The organism is Photobacterium sp. MCCC 1A19761 (assembly GCF_037389125.1).
In the GTDB taxonomy this organism is placed as follows: Bacteria; Pseudomonadota; Gammaproteobacteria; order Enterobacterales; family Vibrionaceae; genus Photobacterium.
The window spans coordinates 219,925-242,667 of the sequence record NZ_JAZGTF010000004.1 but is presented as its reverse complement, the minus strand read 5'-3'; the positions used below and the strand labels follow the sequence as shown (position 1 = coordinate 242,667).

The 22,743-nt window shown below is 52.8% G+C and carries 16 protein-coding genes, 3 tRNA genes and 1 pseudogene; 13 read left to right on the top strand and 7 right to left on the bottom strand.

What is annotated here, in order from left to right; genetic code table 11:
• Positions 1 to 277: pseudogene (locus tag VV869_RS07645) on the top strand (DUF4442 domain-containing protein); the annotation flags it as partial.
• A gap of 102 nt (positions 278 to 379) precedes the next feature.
• Here the strand turns inward: VV869_RS07645 and VV869_RS07640 are convergent.
• From VV869_RS07640 to VV869_RS07630, 3 genes are all read right to left on the bottom strand, one after another.
• Positions 380 to 1,288, bottom strand: a complete 909-nt coding sequence (locus tag VV869_RS07640; protein ID WP_337734385.1) for a hypothetical protein — start codon at positions 1,286 to 1,288, stop codon at positions 380 to 382.
• Positions 1,289 to 1,562: 274 nt separating this feature from the next.
• Positions 1,563 to 1,796 (bottom strand): hypothetical protein, encoded by a 234-nt coding sequence (locus VV869_RS07635; RefSeq protein WP_337734384.1) that lies wholly within the window; start codon positions 1,794 to 1,796, stop codon positions 1,563 to 1,565.
• Between the two features lie 141 nt (positions 1,797 to 1,937).
• Positions 1,938 to 2,378: a potassium channel family protein gene (locus VV869_RS07630; RefSeq protein WP_337734383.1), complete on the bottom strand. Its 441-nt coding sequence runs from the start codon at positions 2,376 to 2,378 to the stop codon at positions 1,938 to 1,940.
• A gap of 242 nt (positions 2,379 to 2,620) precedes the next feature.
• On the opposite strand from VV869_RS07630, the gene VV869_RS07625 reads away from it, so the two are divergent.
• Complete coding sequence (locus VV869_RS07625; RefSeq protein WP_337734382.1) at positions 2,621 to 4,330, top strand: ABC transporter substrate binding protein; 1,710 nt, start codon at positions 2,621 to 2,623, stop codon at positions 4,328 to 4,330.
• A gap of 131 nt (positions 4,331 to 4,461) precedes the next feature.
• Here the strand turns inward: VV869_RS07625 and bfr (VV869_RS07620) are convergent, their stop codons facing one another.
• The gene (gene bfr, locus VV869_RS07620; protein WP_337734381.1) at positions 4,462 to 4,932 is read right to left on the bottom strand and encodes a bacterioferritin; all 471 of its coding nucleotides are present in this window, start codon (positions 4,930 to 4,932) and stop codon (positions 4,462 to 4,464) included.
• A gap of 13 nt (positions 4,933 to 4,945) precedes the next feature.
• Positions 4,946 to 5,413: a bacterioferritin gene (gene bfr / locus VV869_RS07615; RefSeq protein WP_337734380.1), complete on the bottom strand. Its 468-nt coding sequence runs from the start codon at positions 5,411 to 5,413 to the stop codon at positions 4,946 to 4,948.
• 758 nt (positions 5,414 to 6,171) lie between these two features.
• Here bfr (VV869_RS07615) and uvrY point away from each other — a divergent pair.
• The 5 genes from uvrY to VV869_RS07590 all read left to right on the top strand — a co-directional run bounded on the left by uvrY (position 6,172) and on the right by VV869_RS07590 (position 12,760).
• The gene (gene uvrY, locus VV869_RS07610; RefSeq protein ID WP_255390124.1) at positions 6,172 to 6,816 is read left to right on the top strand and encodes a UvrY/SirA/GacA family response regulator transcription factor; all 645 of its coding nucleotides are present in this window, start codon (positions 6,172 to 6,174) and stop codon (positions 6,814 to 6,816) included.
• Positions 6,817 to 6,818: 2 nt separating this feature from the next.
• A complete protein-coding gene (gene uvrC, locus VV869_RS07605) occupies positions 6,819 to 8,669 on the top strand; it encodes an excinuclease ABC subunit UvrC (RefSeq protein WP_337734379.1) in 1,851 nt (616 codons plus the stop codon).
• 45 nt (positions 8,670 to 8,714) lie between these two features.
• Positions 8,715 to 9,272, top strand: coding sequence for a CDP-diacylglycerol--glycerol-3-phosphate 3-phosphatidyltransferase (gene pgsA, locus VV869_RS07600; protein WP_337734378.1), 558 nt, complete (start codon positions 8,715 to 8,717; stop codon positions 9,270 to 9,272).
• A gap of 252 nt (positions 9,273 to 9,524) precedes the next feature.
• Positions 9,525 to 9,598 (top strand) — tRNA-Cys (locus VV869_RS07595).
• A gap of 315 nt (positions 9,599 to 9,913) precedes the next feature.
• Positions 9,914 to 12,760 (top strand): FAD-binding and (Fe-S)-binding domain-containing protein, encoded by a 2,847-nt coding sequence (locus VV869_RS07590; RefSeq protein WP_337734377.1) that lies wholly within the window; start codon positions 9,914 to 9,916, stop codon positions 12,758 to 12,760.
• Positions 12,761 to 12,814: 54 nt separating this feature from the next.
• Here the strand turns inward: VV869_RS07590 and VV869_RS07585 are convergent, their stop codons facing one another.
• The gene (locus VV869_RS07585; protein ID WP_337734376.1) at positions 12,815 to 13,717 is read right to left on the bottom strand and encodes a LysR family transcriptional regulator; all 903 of its coding nucleotides are present in this window, start codon (positions 13,715 to 13,717) and stop codon (positions 12,815 to 12,817) included.
• Positions 13,718 to 14,378: 661 nt separating this feature from the next.
• Between VV869_RS07585 and VV869_RS07580 the strand changes: the two genes are divergently transcribed.
• The 5 genes from VV869_RS07580 to VV869_RS07560 all read left to right on the top strand — a co-directional run bounded on the left by VV869_RS07580 (position 14,379) and on the right by VV869_RS07560 (position 20,292).
• Complete coding sequence (locus tag VV869_RS07580; RefSeq protein WP_337734375.1) at positions 14,379 to 17,267, top strand: pyridoxal phosphate-dependent class III aminotransferase; 2,889 nt, start codon at positions 14,379 to 14,381, stop codon at positions 17,265 to 17,267.
• Positions 17,268 to 17,355: 88 nt separating this feature from the next.
• On the top strand, positions 17,356 to 18,600 hold the full coding sequence (locus VV869_RS07575; RefSeq protein WP_337734374.1) for a carboxynorspermidine synthase: 1,245 nt from the start codon (positions 17,356 to 17,358) through the stop codon (positions 18,598 to 18,600).
• A gap of 126 nt (positions 18,601 to 18,726) precedes the next feature.
• Positions 18,727 to 19,860, top strand: a complete 1,134-nt coding sequence (gene nspC / locus VV869_RS07570) for a carboxynorspermidine decarboxylase (protein ID WP_337734373.1) — start codon at positions 18,727 to 18,729, stop codon at positions 19,858 to 19,860.
• Positions 19,861 to 20,122: 262 nt separating this feature from the next.
• Positions 20,123 to 20,196 (top strand) — tRNA-Cys (locus tag VV869_RS07565).
• Between the two features lie 20 nt (positions 20,197 to 20,216).
• Positions 20,217 to 20,292: transfer RNA gene (locus VV869_RS07560), tRNA-Gly, on the top strand.
• 271 nt (positions 20,293 to 20,563) lie between these two features.
• On the opposite strand, the gene VV869_RS07555 is transcribed toward VV869_RS07560, so the two are convergent.
• On the bottom strand, positions 20,564 to 21,622 hold the full coding sequence (locus tag VV869_RS07555) for a linear amide C-N hydrolase (protein WP_337734372.1): 1,059 nt from the start codon (positions 21,620 to 21,622) through the stop codon (positions 20,564 to 20,566).
• Between the two features lie 96 nt (positions 21,623 to 21,718).
• Between VV869_RS07555 and VV869_RS07550 the strand changes: the two genes are divergently transcribed.
• Positions 21,719 to 22,741: a GGDEF domain-containing protein gene (locus tag VV869_RS07550; protein ID WP_337734371.1), complete on the top strand. Its 1,023-nt coding sequence runs from the start codon at positions 21,719 to 21,721 to the stop codon at positions 22,739 to 22,741.
• The last annotated feature ends 2 nt before the right edge of the window (positions 22,742 to 22,743 follow it).

The following is a 22,743-nucleotide window of genomic DNA, read 5'->3' as shown; positions in this document are numbered from 1 at the left end:
GATGGAGATGGCGGCACGCTCAGGATTAACGCTGTCTCTGGCCTTTAAGTCGGTTCAGGGCGATTTTCTGCGCCGTCCTGAAGGGGATGTGATCTTTACTTGTCATCAGGGCGCGGCTATCCGGGAGATGCTTCAACGCTGCGCTGAGACCGGCGAGCGGGTCAATGAGCCGGTGGAGGTGATGGTCACCTGTCCGAGTCAGGATGGCGATGAGCCCGTCGCCCGGTTTACGCTGACCCTGTCGCTCAAAGTGGTTCCGGCAACTGCTTCAGCTTAAGACTAAGCCTAAGCCTAAGCCTAAGCATTGGTTTCTCCCCGCGAAACAGGCGGGAAGATGCAGAGAGAGGGGCGGTTTTTTGCCGCCCCTGAGCCACGATGTTTATTTCCGACTGTTCAACGGCTCAATCGCGTGGGTATTCACCCCGCCGTGCGCAATCACCCCCAACAGTGACGCGATCAACGCGCATTCCAATCCAAACGGCAAGTAGCCGGCATAGCCCAGCAGTGGCATTTCGAACAAATAAAACCGATCCACATACGGGATGTTATAGATCCACGGCGCTTTGCTGCCAAAATTCCACAGCTCCCATAAGAACCCGCATTGTAGACCAGCCAGCGCCGGCAGTGCGAACGGGCGCCAATCCCCCTTTGGGATCACGGAGAACAGGGTCGGCTTGCCGGCCAGGGTTTCCAGGGCAACGATGACCATGAGCGGCGAAATCCAGACCAGGGGAAAGAAGCTGTCCGGCCACGCGCCCAGCGCAAACAGAGACAACATGGCGGCCAGGAGCGCCAATCCGGCCAGTGCTTTTGGGTGAGGCAGCGGAAAACGTACGTATTGGGTGTAGGCATTTTGGCAGCGTTGGAACTCGGCCAGCCAGAAGACGGTGCTCATCACCGCCGGCAATACCGTAGAGAAGGATAAACTGGCCGTGAGCGTACGCGTCAGCGGCGTGATCGGCGGGCCGACATAATACCAGTTGTGGACAAACAGATTGAGGTACTCAAAGAACCACCAAAACACCGCACTCATGAGAAATAACCAACCCAATCGACCGGGCTGGGCACGGAGCAGGCTCATGCCGTGTTGCTTTTCACTCAGTCCATTGATCACCAGAATATAACCGAGCCAAAGCGGCGTGAAGGTGTAACGCTGCCAGGATTCACCGCCGGAAACATCGGCCCAGGCCAGAGCCCAGCTCAGGATCAGCAGGCAGAGTCCCAACCAGCCCCAATAGGGAAATGCTGTGGCGGAAATGCTGCGGCGTGAGGCCGCTGGCCCGCTCAAGTTGTTACTTTCGGAGGGGGGACTGATGAGCCGCCACAGCAGCGGGAGCGTGCAACACAGGATCAGCAGGGTCAACAGGAGAAAGATGGGCCATGAAAACCCAGGCTTTTCTACATACAGTGTCGATGGCATCAGGCTGAGGTAGGGAGAGAGTGGTTTGCCGGCGAACCATACGCCGATCAAAGGCGGGGCGATCAGTAAGCTGCTGGCGAGTACTACCCTGAGCGGTGTGCAGGAAAGCATGTTCAAAAAACGGCGGTGCATCGGCAGAGGGTTAATCCGGTGACGACGATGGGGGTTGTTGAGGTTCGATCACCGCATCCGGGGCCACGGGACGTGCTGGCAAATGCCGGAAGGAAGCGTCGGTTCGGGCATCGGATAATATCTCACTGCGGGGTGGAACCTGATTTTGCGACAGCGCGAACTGTAATTTGGATTTGAGGCGGGTCTGTTTGTCCTGAGCGCGTCGATGAACAAAAATCCGAGAAAAAAGCTGAGTGATCCCCATACATTTTCTCCTTTTCAGACATGAAAGCGAGTGCTTTGAAAAAGTTGTTTAGGTGTAAGTGTAGGAGAAAGCGCGGTGAACGCCACGCATGTCGGATGTTCACGTAGCCCTTGCTACGGTGACGTTGGGTGAATCTCGAATTTAACGATCCGCGTCATGGTTCAGTTTCCAGTAGCGCTGCATCTCCAGATAAAGAAACGACGCCGTCCAGGTAATGAGCACCAGCCCGGTCAGGGATTCAACGCCGGTCAAAAAACGCAGGTGGCCAACCGGCACGATGTCGCCAAACCCCAGCGTGGTGTAGGTGGTAAACGAGAAATACACGCAGTCGAGCAGGCTGCTGTCAAAGTTTCCCGTCAGCGATCCCCAGTTATCAGAGTGATGCAGATTGTAGTAGGCAAAAGCGAAGATCCAGACTTCGGCGGAGTGTGCGACCAGGGCTCCCAGGACGCCGATCAGGATTTTAAACCCATGGAGCATCGGAATTTTGGGGATGAGTAAACTCATTTGACGCAGAAACGTATAGTGGAGGAAAACTGCCAGGGCAACGATGGCGCTATTGACCAGAAAAAGCGTTATCACGTGATCTCCTCGTAATTTATTACATTTTATTTAGGTCCATGAACATTACATCGTGCTTTGCAAACAGTGTAGAGCAATCGCCTCTATATAATTAATTCTACAGTGTTTTTTGTGAAACAGAACATTTAATGCGCAAAAGGTATGCACCTTTTGGAGAAATTACGTGGTTTGAATTTGCCGGGAGGGGTTCATATAATCCCGCGAGTTACAACGCATTTCATCGTACAAAAGGTTCAAGCTTAATGCTGACAAGGTTATTGCTCGTTTTATTCTGGCTTGTGCCGATGGCTGCGTTTGCCCAGTCTCACCCGACCGTGCTGCTGATCAACTCTTATGATTCTCAATACCCCTGGAGCGAGGCACTGACCCGCGGGGTGAAAGATGAGTTGTCAAAGACTTTCCCCGATTACGACCTGCATGTCGAGTATATGGATGAGCGTCGCTTCGTTGATGATGACACCTATCACCACCTGCTGGTGGACTTGCTGAAGTATAAGTACCAGCGATATACCCCGGAGATCATCATGACCGGCGATGATCTGGCCTATAACTTTATGCTCGAACATGCCGAAAGCTTGTTTCCGGGTACGCCGGTGGTGTTTAGCGGGGTGAATGTGTTTGATCCGACCGCCTTGAAGGATAAACCCAATTTCACCGGGATCCAGGAAGGTATGGAAATCCAGGGTAACCTGGAATTGATCACCCGACTTCAGCCCGATGTGAAACGTATCGTGTTACTGGGCGATCGTACCGAGCTGGGCCGCAAGATGGTCGAGCAGGTGGATGCGATCAAAGCGCAATGGGACAGCGACCCGGACAAGTCCCGGATCCAACTGGATGTTTGGGATGATTTTACCCTCAAGGGTTTGAATGAACGCGTGAAAGATCTCGGGGAGCATACGGCCATCCTGATGATGGCGATTCATATGGACAATGACGGCAATTATTTCTCCTACCGGCATGATCTGCCGTTGCTGGCAAAGTCCAGCCCAGTGCCCATTTACGGGATGTGGGGGACTTTGTTGATCGGCAACTGTGTGATGGGCGGGTTGATGAATGATCCCTACCTGCACGGCCGTAATGCCACCAAAATGGCCATCAGCATTCTCAACGGTACGCCGGTTGAGTCGATTCCGGTGAAGGATAAAGCCGCGTATTCCCCGGTGTTTGACTTCAACGTGTTGGATCATTTTCGCATCGATTTGGATCGCCTGCCGCCGGGCAGCAAAATCGTAGGCAAACCGATTTCTTATTATGAAGAGCATATGGCGCTGGTAAACACGACTGTGGCGGTGGTCGTGGTCTTGTTGGGGATTATCTCGGCGCTGATGGTGAATATTCACCAGCGTCGCCAGGCACAAAAGCAGCTGGACGAGTTTAACCACACGCTGGAAACGCTGGTGGAGCGCCGGACTCGGCAGCTTGATGTCCGGAATCAGGAGCTGAAAAAAGCATCAAAAATCATGCAGTCCCTGGCTTATACCGATCCGTTGACCGGCTTGGGGAACCGCCGGGCAGGAACCAGTGAACTGATGGGCCGCATTGAGCGCGGTGAAGCAGATGGTTCTCCGTTTCACGTTGCGCTGCTGGATATTGATTTCTTTAAACAGATCAATGATACCTATGGTCACCCGGTCGGGGACGCGGTGTTGTGTGCGGTCGGGCAGGTGCTGCGGGAGAATATCCGTGCCGCTGACCGGGTATTCCGGTGGGGCGGTGAAGAGTTTCTGCTGTTGATGACCTGCCAGCAAGCCGGAGAGTGTACCGAGATGTTACAGCGATTACGGTCCCAGATTACCCGGATGTCGGTGGACAATGTGGCGCGTATCACCATCAGTATCGGTACGGCATCCTTCGCCGATGCGGATACGTTTGAGTCCATTCTCCACCGTGCCGACCAAGCTTTGTATGCTGCCAAGCATAACGGCCGGGATCAGGTGGTCGCATTCTGAGTGGACACGGTCGATGCGTCATCGGTTTCGGCGCCGATGTCTGACGGCAGCGGGTTATCCTTGCTGAGCTGAGGCTAAAATGAGGTCCGGTCGACAGGGCCGACCGGACGTGAGGATAGGACGAATTGGCACTAACCCATCTGGGATTGGAGATAATTCGGCAGGCCGATTTTGTCGATCAGCCCGAGCTGTTTTTCCAGCCAGTAGGCATGGTCTTCCTCAGTATCGGCCAGCAGTTTTTCCAGGATTTCTCGCGATTGGTAGTCCTGCTCAGTCTCGCAAACTTTGATTGCTGCCTTAAGGGCTTTATCGACGTCATACTCCAGTGCTAAATCGTTCTTGAGCATTTCCGGAACGTCCTTGCCGATGTTCAGGTCGGCACGTTTGGTGAGGTCCGGCGTGCCTTCCAGGAACAGAATACGTTCAATCAACAGCGCAGCATGGCCTTTTTCATCATCAAATTCGTGGTCGATTCGCTCGTAGAGTTTATCCAGTCCCCAATCCTGATACATCCGCGAGTGGATAAAATACTGATCCATCGCGGTGAGTTCACCGGCCAGCAGGGTATTCAGGGTGTCAATGATTTTGGTATTACCTTTCATGTGAATCACCTATTTATGACATCTGAGATTGAAGATAGTTTTCAAGACCAATGTTACTGATCAGCGCTTGTTGGGTTTCGATCCAGTCCACATACTCTTCTTCATAGGCAAGAATATCTTCCAGTAATTCGCGGCTGACATAGTCGGATTTGGTCTCACAAAATGCGATGGCTTCCCGCAGCAGATCCAACTGCTCCATTTCCAGGATCAGGTCACATTGCAGCATTTCTTCGGCTTCCTCACCGATTCGAATTTTTTCCAGATGTTGCAGGTTCGGCAGTCCTTCGAGGAACAGGATCCGCTCAATCAGATCGTCGGCTTGCTTCATGTCCTTGATCGATTTTTTATACTCTTTTTCATTCAGTGCTTCCAAACCCCAATTGCGAAACATTCTGGCATGCAGAAAGTACTGATTAATTGAGGTGAGCTCTAGGGTTAGTACCTGATTGAGGTAACTGATCACCTGTTTTTTACCTTGCATGAACCTTCCTCCTGGATGACGCTGTTTCATTTGATGTTTCAGCTTTCATAACAGCATAGGCGCTGGAACATCCTTGTGGGGCATTCAGTGCAAAAAATGGTGATTTTCGTCTGACTTCAGGGCGGAAAGGGTAAAAGCGATATTAATTAGAATGATTATCATTTTTCAGTCATGCGTTTACTGCTGTGCGATGTCACCTTGACAACCAATACGCAATTTGAAGAGATTTTCAGGAGTGCGTGAGTGATTTTATGGATATCCTTGTCTAAAATAACGGGGTGTTTGAATGCCTTCATGTGCTGCGCTTCAGGGACTGAAGATGACAGAGCTATATGACAAGATCGCTGTGAAATCAAACTGAAACGGACTTTTTTGCCTGGCTTGATGCGCTGCAGCGTGTATAACCGGGTGCTTGCATCGTCGTGAAGGCTTCTCGTCCACCCGGCACATTAGCGCGGGGGGAGTGTGGCAGCAGGATTTTCTGACTAAGTTATAACCACTTGGATATATTGAATTTTATACTTTATTTTTTCAGATATATGGTAAATACTGCTGCGTAGTTTGTTCAATTTACCAATCTGCGTTCAAAAGCTTTTGTCCCCATTTTGTCAAGTGACACCTGGCAGAGAAACTTTGCGCTAAAACACAGAAACAGTGGCAGCTCAGATTTCATGTTAGGGTAAAATTGGGTAAGATCAGTAATAGCTATCCTGCCAATTCCGGCTGGGTGCAGAGCCAAATCATATTGGAGATACAGCTTGATTAATGTATTCCTTGTAGATGATCACGAACTGGTTCGCACAGGGATCCGACGTCTTCTCGAAGATGTCCGTGGTATTAAAGTGGTAGGGGAAGCCGACAGTGGTGAAGAAGCCGTCAAATGGTGCCGCCAGGAGCATGCGGACATCGTATTGATGGACATGAATATGCCGGGTATCGGTGGCCTTGAAGCGACGCGTAAGATTCTGCGCTTTAGTCCCGATGTCAAAATCATCGTTTTAACGATTCATACTGAAAACCCGTTCCCGACGAAGGTGATGCAAGCGGGGGCCGCGGGTTATCTGACCAAAGGGGCTGGCCCTGATGAAATGGTCAATGCGATTCGAATGGTCAACAGTGGCCAGCGTTATATTTCCCCGGAAATTGCCCAGCAGATGGCGTTGAGCCAGTTTGCTTCGGATGCGGAAAATCCATTTAAGGACTTATCTGAGCGCGAATTGCAGATCATGATGATGATCACTAAAGGGCAGAAAGTCACAGAGATTTCCGAACAGCTGAACCTGAGTCCGAAAACGGTCAACAGCTACCGCTACCGCTTGTTCAATAAGCTGGATATCAATGGCGATGTTGAGCTGACCCACCTTGCGATTCGTCACGGAATGTTAGACACAGAGACCTTGTAGTAGTGTCAGAACCGCTTGAATCCAACAGCTTTGATTCGAAGAGCTTTCTCAAAACAGTGACTCACCAGCCGGGCGTCTATCGGATGTACGACCAGGCTGGTGAGGTCATTTACGTCGGTAAAGCCAAAGATCTGAAAAAGCGTCTGTCGAGCTACTTCCGGACCCATGTTGCCGGAGAGAAAACCCGGGCGCTGGTCCAGAGAATTTGCAAGGTCGACGTGACCGTGACCCACACGGAAACCGAAGCGCTGATCCTCGAACATAACTACATCAAGTTGTATCTGCCGAAATACAACGTCCTGCTTCGCGACGACAAGTCGTATCCCTACATTTTTCTCAGCAACAATGCCCATCCGCGATTAACCATTCACCGCGGCGCCAAAAAGCGTAAAGGCGAGTATTTTGGCCCGTACCCAGACTCCGGGGCGGTGCGTGAAAGTCTGCATCTGTTGCAGAAAATTTTCCCGGTTCGCCAATGCGAAGACTCGGTGTATGCCAATCGTAGTCGGCCGTGTCTGATGTATCAGATCGGTCGTTGCCTGGGCCCGTGTGTGAAAGGGCTGGTCAGCGACGCGGACTACCAGGAGCAGGTGAATTTCGTCCGATTGTTCCTGCAGGGCAAAGATCGTCAGGTGATCGCGTCGTTGGTCGAAAAAATGGAGCAAGCCAGTCAGCAATTGGCATTTGAGAAAGCCGCGACCTATCGCGATCAAATCCAGGCCCTTCGACGGGTCCAGGAGCAGCAGTTCGTCAGTCAGGACAGCGAAGATGATATGGATGTGATCGGCATTGCCCATGAGCAGGGTATGGCCTGTATTCATGCGCTCTATATTCGTCAGGGTAAAATTCTGGGTAGCCGCAGCTACTTCCCTAAATTGCCGACCGACACCGAGCTCACTGAAGTCTTGTCCAGTTTTGTCAGTCAGTTTTACCTCAATCAAGCCGAAGGTCGGGTGATCCCGTCGGTGATTTTGCTGGGGGCTGAGCTTGGCGACGAGAAAACGGTGATTGCCAAGACCTTGACCGAGCTGGCCGGGCGCAAGATTGAACTCAGAACCCAGTCGCGCGGCAACCGGGCACGTTTCCTGAAACTGGCCCAGACCAACGCCAGTACGGCGCTGACCAGTAAACTCAACCACAAAATGACAGTTCATCAGCGTGTGACTGAGCTGCGTGAAGTGCTCAAGCTCAATAGCCTGGCGCGGATGGAATGTTTTGATATCAGCCACACCATGGGTGAAAAAACGGTCGCTTCGTGCGTGGTGTTTAATCAGGACGGGCCGCTGAAGCAGGAATACCGTCGCTATAACATCACCGGGATCACTGGTGGAGATGATTATGCTGCCATGGCACAAGCCCTGGAGCGTCGTTACGGTAAGCAGTTGGATCCGGATAAGATTCCCGACATTATTTTTATTGATGGGGGTAGAGGTCAGCTTTCAAGAGCGTATGATGTAGTAGGTCCGTTGATGGGGGAGTGGCCCAAGCGTGCCCTGCTGGTTGGGGTGGCCAAAGGCACGACGCGGAAACCCGGACTGGAAACCCTACTTCTGGTCACGGGTGAAGAGTTTTCGATGCCGTCGGATTCACCGGCGCTGCATTTAATCCAGCATATCCGCGATGAGAGCCATAACCATGCCATCAGTGGCCACCGGGCGCAGCGCGCAAAAGTAAGGAAACGCAGTGTCTTGGAAGATGTGGAAGGTATTGGTCCGAAACGTCGCCAGGCGCTATTAAAATATATGGGCGGGTTACAAGAACTGAAAAGAGCAAGTCGAGAAGAGATAGCCAAGGTCCCTGGTATCAGTCGTTCACTGGCAGAAAAAATTTATGACGCATTGCAGCACGGCTAGCTTTGCGGCACCCTGAAAAATAATTAATCATAAGAACTATTCATTATGCGTTTAACGATCCCGAATATCCTCAGTTTCATCCGGCTGCTGCTTATCCCTTTTTTTGTGGTTACTTTTTATTTGCCGTATAGCTGGGCACCTTTTGCGACTGCACTGATCTTCTTCATTGCCGGTGTTACTGACTGGTTCGACGGATATCTGGCGCGTAAACTCAACCAGACTACTCGTTTTGGTGCTTTTATCGATCCGGTTGCCGATAAAGTGATGGTCGCTGCGGCGATGGTGCTGGTCGTTGAACATTACCACTCGGTCTGGGTGACGATTCCGGCTGTGACCATGATTGGCCGGGAAATTATCATCTCTGCGCTACGGGAGTGGATGGCAGAGCTGGGCAAACGATCGAGCGTGGCGGTTTCCTGGGTGGGCAAGGTTAAAACCGGCTCCCAAATGTTCGCGTTGTTGGTGTTGTTGTGGCACCCGAATGAGTTGCTGGTTTGGGTCGGTTATATTGCCCTGTATGTGGCGATGGTGCTCACCTACTGGTCAATGTATGTTTATCTTCGGGCGGCGAAAGACGATTTGTTGAATTCCGAAGACGTGTAAGGCGCACCTGAGTGAGATTCGAGAAAAAAAGCGGCAGTGAATGCCGCTTTTTTTGATCGCAAGCTTGGTTGATGATGGTGAGGTGGCGGAATGTTGCGCCTGATTACTATGCAGTAAGCTGTTATTTTGAAGGTTCTGGTGAAAAATAAGTCGAACGAGCCTGTTTTTTCATTTTTTGCGTGACACGCTTCTGTGAATCTGTAAAATGGCCGCCATACCAAACGGGGTCACCCGACATGGTAACAATTCAGAGGCGCGTTGGCAGAGTGGCTATGCAGCGGATTGCAAATCCGTGGACCTCGGTTCGACTCCGGGACGCGCCTCCATATCTCCTTCTCTCAGGGAGAAACAGAACCAGCATGATGCTGGTTTTTTTGTATCTGGCGTTTTTTCTTTCTTTCATCTTTCATCTTTCATCTTTCACATTTTTTCTCTTTTCTCTCCCTCCCGGTGCAGCAAAACTTCGTTTATGAGCGATTGGTAAACTTTTTGCAACAGGCTTGTGAATCCGAGTTTATTTATTTGCTAATATCCCCCCGATAAAATACGGCTATTCCAACCACTGCCTGTTCCGGTGTGTTTCATACCTGTCCGGCAGCACATAATAAAAAATCCCTATGGATGAAGTACACGGAGCCGCCATGCAGCAGCCATATAACACCCTGATTGCACAGCTACAGGAGCGCATTGATGCGCAGCGCATCATCACCGATCCGACCCTGACGCTGGCCTATGGAACCGATGCCAGTTTTTACCGCCTGATCCCGAAGCTGATTCTGCAGCTGGATAACCTGGAGGAAGTGGTTTTTGCGATGAAGGCGTGTTACGCCCTGAATATCGCTGTCACTTTCCGGGCCGCCGGAACCAGTTTGTCGGGCCAGGCCTTGTCCGATTCGGTGTTGATCACCCTGACGACAAACTGGCGCCATCATGAAATCTTAAAGGGTGGCGAACAAATCTGGCTGCAACCGGGCGTGATTGGGGCGGATGCCAATAAATTCCTGGCGCCGTACGGGCGTAAAATCGGTCCGGATCCCGCTTCGATCAACACCTGTAAAATTGGCGGCATTGCGGCGAACAACGCGTCAGGCATGTGTTGCGGCACAGCCCAGAATAGCTACAAAACCCTGGCGGGAATGACGGTGGTTCTGGCGGATGGCACCGTGCTGGATACCCTGGATGACGAGAGTGTGGCAGCGTTTCGTCGCAGCCACGGCGAGATGCTGGATGACTTGTCAGCCTTGGCGCGAAGCTGTCTGGATAATCCGGCGCTGGCCGAAAAAATCCGCCACAAGTACCGGCTGAAAAATACCACCGGCTACAGCCTGAACGCCTTGGTGGACTATGACGATCCAATCGAGATTCTGCAGCATTTGCTGATCGGCTCGGAAGGTACTCTGGGCTTCATCGCCGATATCACTTACAACACAGTAGTGGATCATGCCTTTAAAGCGTCGGGACTATTTGTCTTTGCGGATATCGAAACCACTTGTCGGGCCGTAAGTGAGCTGAGCAAGACCCAGGTGGCGGCGGTGGAGCTGATGGACAGCCGCGCGCTGGCGTCGGTAGCGGACAAGCCGGGGATGCCGGACTTTATTGCTCGCCTGGGGGCGGAAGGTAATACGGAAGCGGCGGCGTTGCTGGTCGAGATCCATGCGAAAGATGATCCAGGCCTGACCGCGCAGGCGGACGCGCTGACGGCGCTGATCAACGGCTTCGCCCCGATCGAAGCCGTCCCGTTTAGCCGGGATCCGCAAGTGTGCGCGCAGCTGTGGGGTGTCCGGAAAGGCCTGTTCCCGGCCGTAGGCGCGGTGCGTGAAACCGGCACCACGGTGATTATTGAAGATGTCGCCTTCCCAATTGAGCAACTGGCGCCGGCGGTACGTGAGTTGCAGGAGCTGTTCACCACATACGAATACCATGAAGCGATCATCTTCGGTCATGCGCTGGCGGGGAATCTGCACTTTGTGTTCACCCAGGCGTTTGATACCGACGCTGAAATCACCCGCTATGGCGCGTTTATGGATGCGGTGGCCGAGCTGGTTGCGGTCGATTATCAGGGCTCACTGAAAGCTGAGCACGGGACCGGGCGAAATATGGCCCCCTTTGTCGAGTTGGAGTGGGGCAGTGAAGGTTATGCCCTGATGCAACAAATCAAGCGGATTTTCGACCGGACCGGGATCCTCAACCCGGGGGTGATTCTTAATGACGACCGCGATGCTCACGTCAAAGATCTCAAAGCGATGCCTGCGGCCGATACACTGATCGATAAGTGTATTGAGTGTGGCTTCTGCGAGCCGGTGTGTCCGTCGCGCAACCTGTCGCTGACACCGCGTCAGCGTAATACCGTGTATCGGGAGATCCAGCGCCTGCGCCGCAGCAATGAAGACCCGGCACGACTGGTGCAGATTGAAAAGGCGTTCCAGTACCAGGGGATTGATACCTGTGCCGCGACCGGTTTGTGTGCCGAACGGTGTCCGGTGGATATCAACATCGGCGATCTGATGCGCAAACTTCGGGCGAACCATTCGGCGATGGCAACCACGATTGCCCGCTGGACGGCGGATCACTTTGATGGCGTCACGGCCGCGGCCAGAGTCGGACTTCGCGCCGCCGACGGCATACACGGCGTGTTGGGCAGCAGTGCGATGCGCTCGGTGAGCCAAGCGGCTCGCAAACTGTCCGGTAACCGGCTGCCACTCTGGACGCCTCATATGCCGCGCTCTGCCGGGAAGCTGCGCCTGTCGTCTGGGTTGAAGATCAACGCGATTGGTCGGGAGAAAATTGTCTACTTCCCGAGCTGCGCCTCGCGGAACATGGGGACCGAGAAGCAGGCCATGGATCCTAGAACACTCTCAGACGTGACGATGTCGCTGCTGGGCAAAGCCGGCTATGAGGTGGTGATCCCGGAGAACCTCAATAGCCAGTGCTGCGGTATGCCGTATCAAAGCAAGGGGTTCCCGGAAACCGCCGCCAGTAAAGCCCAGCAACTCGAGGCTGCTTTGTGGCAGGCTTCTGAGCAGGGCCAGTTACCGGTGCTGATGGATACCAGTCCGTGTGCGAGCCTGAGTAAAGATACCCTGCGCAGCGATCTGACCATTTACGAGCCGTTTCAGTTTGTCGCGGAGTTCGTTATGCCGCGGCTGACAATCACCCCACAGGAAGCACCGGTGATGCTGCACATTACCTGTACCTCTCGGCGGAAGGGCCTGGCAGGCGTGATGCAGAAAGTCACAGAGGCCTGTGCAACCCAGGTGATTATCCCGGAGGATATCCAGTGTTGCGGTTTCGCCGGTGATAAAGGCTTTACCACGCCGGAGCTCAATGCCGCGGCCCTGTCGCCACTGAAGGCGCAGGTGCCGGAAGACTGCCGGGAAGGGTATTCCAATAGCCGTACCTGTGAGATTGGCCTGTCGGAGCACAGCGGCATCGAGTATCGTTCGATTCTGTATTTGGTGGATAAGGTCAGTCAGCCGGTCGCGGGCTAACCCGTGATCTGGTGAGGCGCATATTGCGCCTCACCAGATCTGCCCGAATTGCGGTCAGAACTTGTCTTTGTGCGCCTGGTAGCACTGGTAGAGGTGTTCAATGAACAGCCGGATTTTGGCCGGTTGTTGGCGGGTATACGGATAGATGGCGTAAATCCCGAGCCGTTTGGCCACCTGATCCTGCAACACCTCGATCAGATCGCCCCGGGCCAGATCGTCGGCCACCAGGATGCGCGGGACATACACCAGTCCCTGTCCTAGCAGGGCAGCACTGCGCAGGGATGAGGCGTTGTTGGTGCTGAAGTTACCCTGAACCTTGACGGTAAACGGACCGGTCTTGCCATGAAACAGCCATTCCGTTGCCCCGGTTTCCTGATAGGAATAGGCCAGGCAATTGTGTTTATCCAGCTCCTGATATGACTTCGGGGCTTTGCGACGGTCGAAATAAGCCGGGGCACCACAGATGACCCACTGCGCTTCGACTAGGCGTCGGGCAATGTAGCTGGAGTCCGGCAGCATTCCGGTACGGATGGCCAGGTCATAGCCTTCTTCGACGATATCGACAAACCGGTTGTCCAGATCCATCTGAATGGTGATGTCCGGATATTTTTCGCTGAACGCCGCGATGGCTTTGGGCAGGATCAGCTCACCGGAAATGGTCGGGACTGTGATGCGGATGGTGCCTGACAGTCTTTCTCCGAGACCGCTCATGGCATCTTCAGCATTTTGCACCGACAGATAGACTTCGCGCGCGTGGCTGAAGAAGACTTCTCCGGCTTCCGTCAAAGTCAGCTTGCGGGTGGTTCGGTAAAGCAACTGGACCCCGAGCTCTTCTTCGAGCCGGGTCATGCGCTTACTGACCACGGATTTCGTCAGGCCAATATGTTCGGCGGCCTTGCTGAATGAGCCTTGCTCAATCAGGTGGTAAAAGATCAGAAAATCGTCGGTGTTTCGCATGATTGATAAACTTAATGCAACAATAAAATTTTTTGTTGCATTATACGCCCTGGCGTCGATTGTGCCATAGACGGAGGCAGGAATTCGGTTAAGTCGGTGCCGAGCGGGTAGATTATGTTGTACAAGATGGGATTGTCATAAAAATATAACCGTCGAGTAAAAAATAATGTTTGTCATTTCCATCAACACTATGTTACGTTCTGCGCAATCTCAGACGACGGCTTTCTGAGACATATGCGCTGTGATGAACTCAGGCTGATTGCATCACAGCGGTCGTAGGTACTGACAGACCGACTGTCAGTAGAAGGGCATTGATAGCGCTAGCCTGCCAGAAGTAACGCAGGAGCATATTGAAGGAACCCAACAGTGATTACGCTAATATCTAATTCACAAATCAGCTTTGTCTTACCGAATTGCAGTATTATTACTGAGCCTTGATCCCATCCTCGAATGATACAGCTTATTGGCTGTAAACCCGTGACTTCATCGGCGTTGGCTGATGGTGAGTTTGTGTTTACAGGCAGAGAATATACCTCTGATATCTCACCCTGGCACCTGAAATTCCCACAAGGGCATGACAGGTGGTTGTGTGTTTTTGTAGTCAGATTGATATGTGCTCAGCCTACCGCTGGCAGCGGATTAACTTTTTTGGATCGCACTCATGAGTAATGTGTTTGATTTTGATGGTATCAAGCTAGATTCAACTGTACCGAATGTACAGGATTTATACGATTTAACCCCGGATGAGCTTCTGCTGAGTCAGGAGCACTATGAGTCTGAGGTTCGCTCGTACCCGAGACGCCTGCCGCTGGCAATCAAAAAAGCCGCCGGTGTGCTTGTCGAAGACAGCCGGGGCCAGGTGTTCCTGGATTGTCTGGCCGGTGCCGGTACGCTGGCGTTGGGCTACAACCACCCGGAAATTAATCAGGCGATCATCGATCAGCTGAATCAGGGTCTGCCGTATCAGACCCTGGATATGACCACGCCGGTGAAAGACAAGTTCATCAAAGAAGTGATGAACTTCCTGCCGGACGACTTTGCGGCAAATGCCCGCATTCAGTTCTGTGGCCCGTCGGGTGCCGATGCTGTGGAAGCGGCTATTAAACTGGCCAAGCAAACCACAGGTCGCAACACCATGGCGGCGTTCCATGGTGCATATCACGGGATGACCAACGGCACCATGGCCATGATGGGGAACCTGGGCACTAAAGCGCGTCGTCAGGGTCTGATGGCTGATGTGCATTTCTTGCCATTCCCATATACACTGCGCTGCCCGTTTGGCCTGAAAGGCAACGAGAGTGCCAAACAGAGCATTCGTTACATTGAGCGTATGCTGAACGATGACGAGAGCGGCGTGCAAAAGCCGGCGGCGATTATTGTTGAGCCGGTTCAGGGCGAAGGCGGGGTGATCCCAGCGCCGGCGTTCTGGCTGCAGGAACTGCGCCGGATCACCAAAGAGCACGGCATTCTGCTGATCCTGGATGAAATCCAGTGTGGTATCGGTAAAACCGGTTATCGTTTCGCATTCGAAGAAGCGGGCATCACGCCGGATATTCTGTGTCTGTCAAAAGCCATCGGTGGCGGTCTGCCGATGTCGCTGCTGATTTTTGATAAATCAATTGATACCTGGCGTCCGGGTGAACACACCGGGACATTCCGCGGCAACCAGCTGGCCATGGCGACCGGTGCCAAGGCATTGGAAATTATTCGTCGTGACAACCTGGTTGAGCACGCAGCCAAAGCCGGTCAGTACCTGCGCGAAGGGCTGGAGCGTATTGCCCGCCAAACCAGCTGTATTGCTGAAGTTCGCGGCAAAGGCCTGATGCTGGGCGTTGAAATTGTGAAGCCGGACGGCACCAAGAACAAGTTTGGTGAGCCGGAGGCGGATCCGGCGCTGACCATGAGCATTCAGCGTGCCGCGCTGGAGCGTGGTCTGATCATTGAAAAAGGTGGCCGCCAGGGCTCTGTCCTGCGTTTCCTGCCGCCATTGATCATCAGCTACGAGCAACTCGATTTCGCACTGGATGCGCTGTATAACGCGATTCTGGCGACCGCGGGTCCGGCCATGATTGCCGAAACGGACACCGACAGCGAGCAGGAAAAGTGGCGTGCCCACTTCATCCACACCGGTGAAGGCGGTGCCAATGTGCTGGAAGCGGCACTGAACCAGACCACTCAGGTGCTGAAGCAGGTCTTTGAATCAACGGACGCGCCGTACTCCGGCATTGAGCCGCTGATGCTGAAAAACCTGATCAACAACATCGATCTGGACAACCAGCAACTGCCGCTGGAAACCGTGATTGAACAAACCGGTGAGTTGATTGCCAAAAACTCGATCATGGTGCAGCACCCGAGCTGTATCGCGCACCTGCATACGCCACCGTTGATCCCTGCGGTTGCGGCCGAAGCCTTCATCAGCTCATTGAACCAATCGATGGACTCATGGGACCAGGCCAGTGCGGCAACGTTTGTTGAGCAGAAGGTCGTGGACTGGCTGAGCGGCGTTTACGGCTATGGCGCCGGTGCGGATGGTGTCTTCACCAGTGGCGGTACCCAGAGCAACCTGATGGGCTTGCTGTTGGCGCGCGACTGGGCAGCTGATCAAATGTCCGGCCATAACATCCAGAAAAACGGCTTGCCGGAGTACGCGGGTAAACTGCGCATCCTGTGCTCGAAGAAGTCGCACTTTACTGTACAGAAGTCGGCCTCGCTGCTGGGCTTGGGTGAGCATGCGGTCACCTGTGTGGATACCAACCCGGACGGCACGATTCGCCTGGCTTCGCTGGTTTCAACTCTGGAGAGCATGAAGCAGGAAGGTCTGCTGCCATTCGCTCTGGTGGGAACCGCAGGGACGACGGATCACGGTGCGATTGACGATCTGGCCGGTCTGGCTGACATCGCTGACCAACATCAGCTGTGGCTGCATGTTGATGGTGCCTACGGTGGTGCCCTGATCCTGAGCCGCCATAAGGCGCGTCTGAATGGGATCGAGCGTGCAGACTCGCTGAGCGTGGATTTCCACAAGCTGTTCTATCAACCAATCAGCTGTGGTGCGGTGCTGGTGCGTGACAAAGCGAACTTCAAGTATCTGCTGCATCATGCAGATTACCTGAACCGTGAAGATGATTTGCTGCCGAACCTGGTGGACAAGTCGATTGCGACCACCAAGCGTTTCGACGCCTTGAAAGTGCTGATGACCATGCAATGCGTGGGTACTGATGCACTGGGTGCCATGTATGATCACCTGCTGAGTCAAACGCAGCAAGTCGCGGATATGGTTAACCAGTCTGCTGAATTTGAACTGCTGGCCGATCCGGCGCTGTCGACAGTCCTGTTCCGTTATATCGGAAACCCGGCTGTGGATCTGAATCAGTTCAACAAGGAACTACGTATTGAAGCATTGGTGAAAGGCATTGCTGTGCTGGGCGAAACCGTTGTGGACGGCCAGGTGGCATTGAAATTCACCATTTTGAATCCTTGCCTGACGATGGCGGATTTTGAAACTTTACTTAACGATATCAATCAGCTGGCGAAAGCGATTACCCAGTAATTGATAATGACTATGGGAGCTGCCTGGCCTGAATGATTCGGACCAGGCAGAACGAGAGACCAAAATTAATAACGGAAGACAGAAAACTATGGCAATTCTACAAATTGGTGCAGGCGGCGTAGGTTGGGTTATTGCCCATAAAGCGGCCCAGAACAACGATGTACTGGGTGATATCACCATTGCATCCCGCACGGTGAAAAAGTGCGACCAGATCATTGAATCGATCAAGAAAAAGAACAACCTGAAGGATCCTTCAAAGAAACTGGAAGCGCGTGCGGTAAACGCTGATGATGTGGATGCGCTGGTTGCACTGATTCAAGAAGTTCAGCCTGATCTGGTCATTAATGCCGGACCACCGTGGGTAAACGTAGCCATCATGGAAGCGTGTTACCAGGCGAAAGTATCTTACCTGGATACGTCGGTTGCGGTTGACCTGTGTAGCGAAGGCCAGCAAGTACCTGAAGCTTACGATCCGCAGTGGGCATTCCGTGAGAAGTTCGAAGAAGCGGGCATCACCGGGATCCTGGGCGCCGGTTTCGATCCGGGCGTGGTCAGCGTATTTGCGGCATACGCCGTGAAGCACCTGTTTGATGAAATTGACACCATTGACGTGATGGACGTGAACGCCGGTGATCACGGCAAGAAATTCGCGACCAACTTCGATCCTGAAACCAACATGCTGGAAATTCAGGGCGACTCTTTCTACTGGGAAAACGGTGAGTGGAAACAAGTGCCATGTCACACCCGTATGATGGAGTTTGACTTCCCGGAAGTGGGCAGCCACAAAGTTTACTCGATGGCGCACGACGAAGTTCGCTCAATGAAAGAGTTCATTCCGGCCAAGCGCATCGAGTTCTGGATGGGCTTCGGTGATCGCTACCTGAACTACTTCAACTGCATGCGTGACATCGGCCTGTTGAGCCCGGATCCGGTAACGCTGCAAGACGGTACTGTCGTTGAGCCGCTGAAAGTGCTGAAAGCGCTGCTGCCTGATCCAACCTCTCTGGCTCCGGGCTATACGGGTAAAACCTGTATCGGTACTTGGGTTCAGGGAACCAAAGACGGTAAAGCGCGCAGCGTGTTTATCTACAACAACGCAGACCACGAAGTGGCTTACGAAGATGTGGAGCACCAGGCCATCTCTTACACCACCGGTGTTCCGGCGATCACGGCTGCGCTGCAGTACTTCCGTGGCGAGTGGGCTGGTAAAGGCGTGTTCAACATGGAGCAACTGGACCCGGATCCGTTCCTGGAAACCATGCCAAGTATCGGTCTGGACTGGGGTGTTCAGGAGCTGGAAGTTGGTCAACCGCTGATTAACATCCTGAAGTAAGGGGTTGAGTGACTCGGTTCTTGTCGTGAATACGGCAAAAAATCCTGAGACGCCTTAATCTTGTAGAGACCTAAAAGCCGATGCAAAGAGCATCGGCTTTGTTCGATTATTAAAGTGATTGAATCTATGCAAAAAAGCGAACTAAAAACTCCTTACTTCATGATTGATGAAGCCAAGCTGATCGCCAACCTGGAAATCGCCAAGCGATTGAAAGAGCTGTCGGGCGTGAAACTGGTTCTGGCACTGAAGTGTTTCTCGACCTGGGGTGTCTTTGACATCATTAAACCGTACCTGGATGGGACCACCAGCAGTGGCCCGAATGAGGTCAAGCTGGGGTATGAGACCTTTGGCGGTGAAACGCATGCTTACAGCGTCGGTTACAGTGAAGATGATGTCCGCGAAGTGGCCGAAATTTGTGACAAGATGATCTTCAACTCGCAATCTCAGCTGGCAGCGCATCGCCACCTGGTTGAAGGGAAAGCCTCTGTCGGCCTGCGCCTGAATCCGGGTGTCAGCTATGCCGGGCAGGATCTGGCGAACCCGGCGCGTCAGTTCTCCCGTTTGGGCGTTCAGGCCGATCATCTGGATCCGGCGGTGTTCGAGACGATCGACGGCGTGATGTTCCACATGAACTGTGAGAACAAGAGCGCGGATGCGTTCATCGGGCTGCTGGACGCTATCTCGGACAAGTTCGGTGCCTATCTGGATCAGCTTCAGTGGGTCAGCCTGGGCGGCGGTGTATTCTTTACCTGGCCGGGATACGAACTGGAGAAGCTGGCTGCGGCTCTGAAAGCTTTCTCTGAAAAGCATGGGGTGCAGCTGTACCTGGAGCCGGGCGAAGCCATTATCACCAAGACGGCGGATCTGGTCGTGACTGTGGTGGATATTGTCGAGAACGGAATGAAAACAGCCATTGTGGACAGTGCTACAGAAGCGCACCGTCTCGATACGCTGATTTATAACGAGCCGGCCTCGATTGCGGAAGCCAGCGAGCAGGGCGAGCATACCTATGTGATTGGCAGCTGTTCATGTCTGGCCGGCGATCAGTTCTGTGTGACCTCGTTTGAGCAGCCACTGGAAATTGGTCAGCGCCTGCACATTATGGACAGTGCCGGTTACACCATGGTGAAGCTGAACTGGTTCAACGGTCTGAAAATGCCGTCGATTTACTGCCAGCGCCAGAATGGTGACATCGAGAAGCTGAACGAGTTCGGTTACGACGACTTCAAACGTTCACTGTCTCAGTGGTCTGTAAGCTGAGTCTGACACTGTTCTTACCGGATGCCTGAGGGCCTCTGTTCAAAGCCCGGTGTGCTTGTTGCCCCCGGGCTTTTTTGTACAACTTCTTTGTACAAACTGCCTGGTTGAAAATGATACATCTTGGGTAAAGAGTCATTGAATGTGCTGCTTTTTAAGCAGTTGACATCAAGTTGTCATCTTTTTTATTGACTCATTTTTCAAAATCAGTAAATTACATCCCGTACCGCAGCGGAGGACTCCTCACAATCGGTATAAACAAAATGGCGCGTTGGCAGAGTGGCTATGCAGCGGATTGCAAATCCGTGGACCTCGGTTCGACTCCGGGACGCGCCTCCATTCTCTCTTGAGAATATTATGCGACACTAGCTCAGTTGGTAGAGCGCAACCTTGCCAAGGTTGAGGTCACGAGTTCGAACCTCGTGTGTCGCTCCAAATTTAGAAAAGCCCCGGTAGAAATGCTGGGGTTTTTTGCATGCAGAGCGCGACCTTATTAAGGTTGAGGTCACGCCTGGTTCCTTGAAGATTAGGAACCTCGCGTGTCGCTCCAAATTCAGAAAAGCCCCGACAGAACTGTCGGGGCTTTTTGCTTTTCTCGTGGTTCTATTCTCTGCGACTGCGACTGCGACTGCGACTGCGACTGCGACTGCCTGGCGTCGGGTCCGGGTCTTCCCCGGACTGCAGTTGTTACCTCAAAGTGTACGGTTTACCCAAGGTACGGGTTTGCACATGGCACCAGTAAATCTTGTAGATCGCCGATGCGTATCTCTAGCCCTGTCGCGGCTGGCGATTCCTGTTGTACAGTGACTTTCCGGCATTGTGAAATGGCCTGCGAAAAACTGAGCCATGCCGGAGCTATGGTTTCGGTGTCGATAAAGTAATATCGCTGTCCGACCGGATCGCTGAGATTGGTCCAGATGGTGTAGGACGCGCGATCACTCCCTTCGGGGTTGAAGTGCATCGGCACCGCGCATGTGGCTGCCAGCGAGCGCGTCTGGGCAATCACAGCCTGATGCGAGGTGGCCGGTTTGGAAAACATCAGATAATAGCTGGCTCGTTCAAAGCGCTGGGTGGAGCTGTTCCCGCCCGGGACTGCATAACGGATCGGATGGGGATTGTTTGCCGGTGGGATCCCCCACTGATACTGCCAATACTGGGTCAGGGTCTGCTGGGTATGGTAGTCAGGTTGATTTGTGACAATACGATCGGCCGAGTTGTGGTGGACGTGGAAAACACCTTGCCTGACTTCGATCACTGCGGAGTCACCGTGGCGATCAGAAATGGCCAGATGGAGTGCTGCCTGCATCGCCGAGTGATCCGGAACCGGCTGGGAAATAAGCTGGAACGGGACGGTGCGGAAGTATGCCGTGGTTTGCTCAACGGTCGCAAAAGAATCCAAGACAAATTGAGCCCAGCGAAGTGCGCTGAGGACGGGTTTCCCCTTTGGGTATTTTAGCTCGCCATAGCTTGAATCGGAATCATACAGCGCGTTGACAACGAGCCCGGGTTCGTTCATGCCGTCAATGGTGGAGTAATCTGTATTTTCATCCCCCATCACACTCGCAATACTGGCGTATTTTGAAACCCAGGAAAACACGTCGCATTGTTCGAGTTCAAAATGAGCTCGGGCAGCTTCGGATAAGCCGTTTCGTCGTTCACCTTCAGGAAAAGTAAATAAGGCAGCATTGACCGGCCAGAACCAGTCCATATTGCGAGAGGCCACTGGAAAGTCGGGATGGATAGTGTTTAATATTCGGGTACACACAGATCTGTTTCCTCTGGAGTATTATTAACTAAGTTGTAATTAGGATGGGCCTTCTGTATTCTAATGCGTTGATTTTCATTAAGGAATGTGATTTTTATGCGTTTTGACGCTTTTGATGGAACGCAAACCTTGCGCGCGCGCGTGCTCGGGGGCATGTGTATCGCCTTAGGGGTATTGGCCGCCCTGATGGCTGTAGCCAATATACTTTGGAGCCAGTCTTATCTGTTCGCTCTGATCGAAGGTATTTTTGCCGTCCTGTCATATTTCTTATATGTAAAATCCAAGCGTCAGACTTATACGCTAAGGGAAAAGAATTGTTATTTGCTATTCCTTTTTGTGTTGGTGAGTTATGCGATATATGCCAAGCCGCTGGTGATGGGGGTCTATATGTGGGCTTTTCTGCTCCCCATTGTGTTTTATTTATTATTGGGGAAAAAGCAGGGGTTCATTGTTTCGCTGGCGTCACTGACTGTCCTGATGGCTATTCTATTTTTTAAGAAGCCAGTCGACCCGCCTTTCCAGATCATCCCGGTGATCATCAATTTCTCTTTTTGCTATATCAGTATTCTTGGCGTGTCTCATGTTTATGAATCGAATCGAGATAGAATTGAGCAGGCCCTGCATGTGCTGGCATTGACGGATGCGCTGACCGGGGCCAAAAATCGGTTGGCATTTAAAAAAGACATTCAGGCAAAACGTCGGCAGAAGAAAATACTGTCGATTCTGGTGCTGGATATCGACCATTTTAAACAGATCAATGATACCTACGGCCACGAGGCGGGTGACGATGTCCTGAAAAAAGTGACTCGCTGTCTTGCAGGCATTGCCGGAGAAGACGCGGTGTATCGTCAGGGGGGAGAAGAGTTCTGCGTTGTGGTGGCGCAGGACTTAAGTGGCGCTGAACAGCTTGCTGAGTCCATCCGGGCAGGGATCGAAACGACAGAGTTTGTCACGCAGGGCTGCTCTATTGGGGTGACGGTGAGTCTGGGCATAGCGCAGTTTGCCCTAGGGCTGAGTGAAGATGATGTGCTGCGTATCGCCGATGAGCGCTTGTACACCGCGAAACTACAAGGACGAAACCAGGTCGTTTCCTCTGCGGGACCTCTACCGTCCTGCTGAGT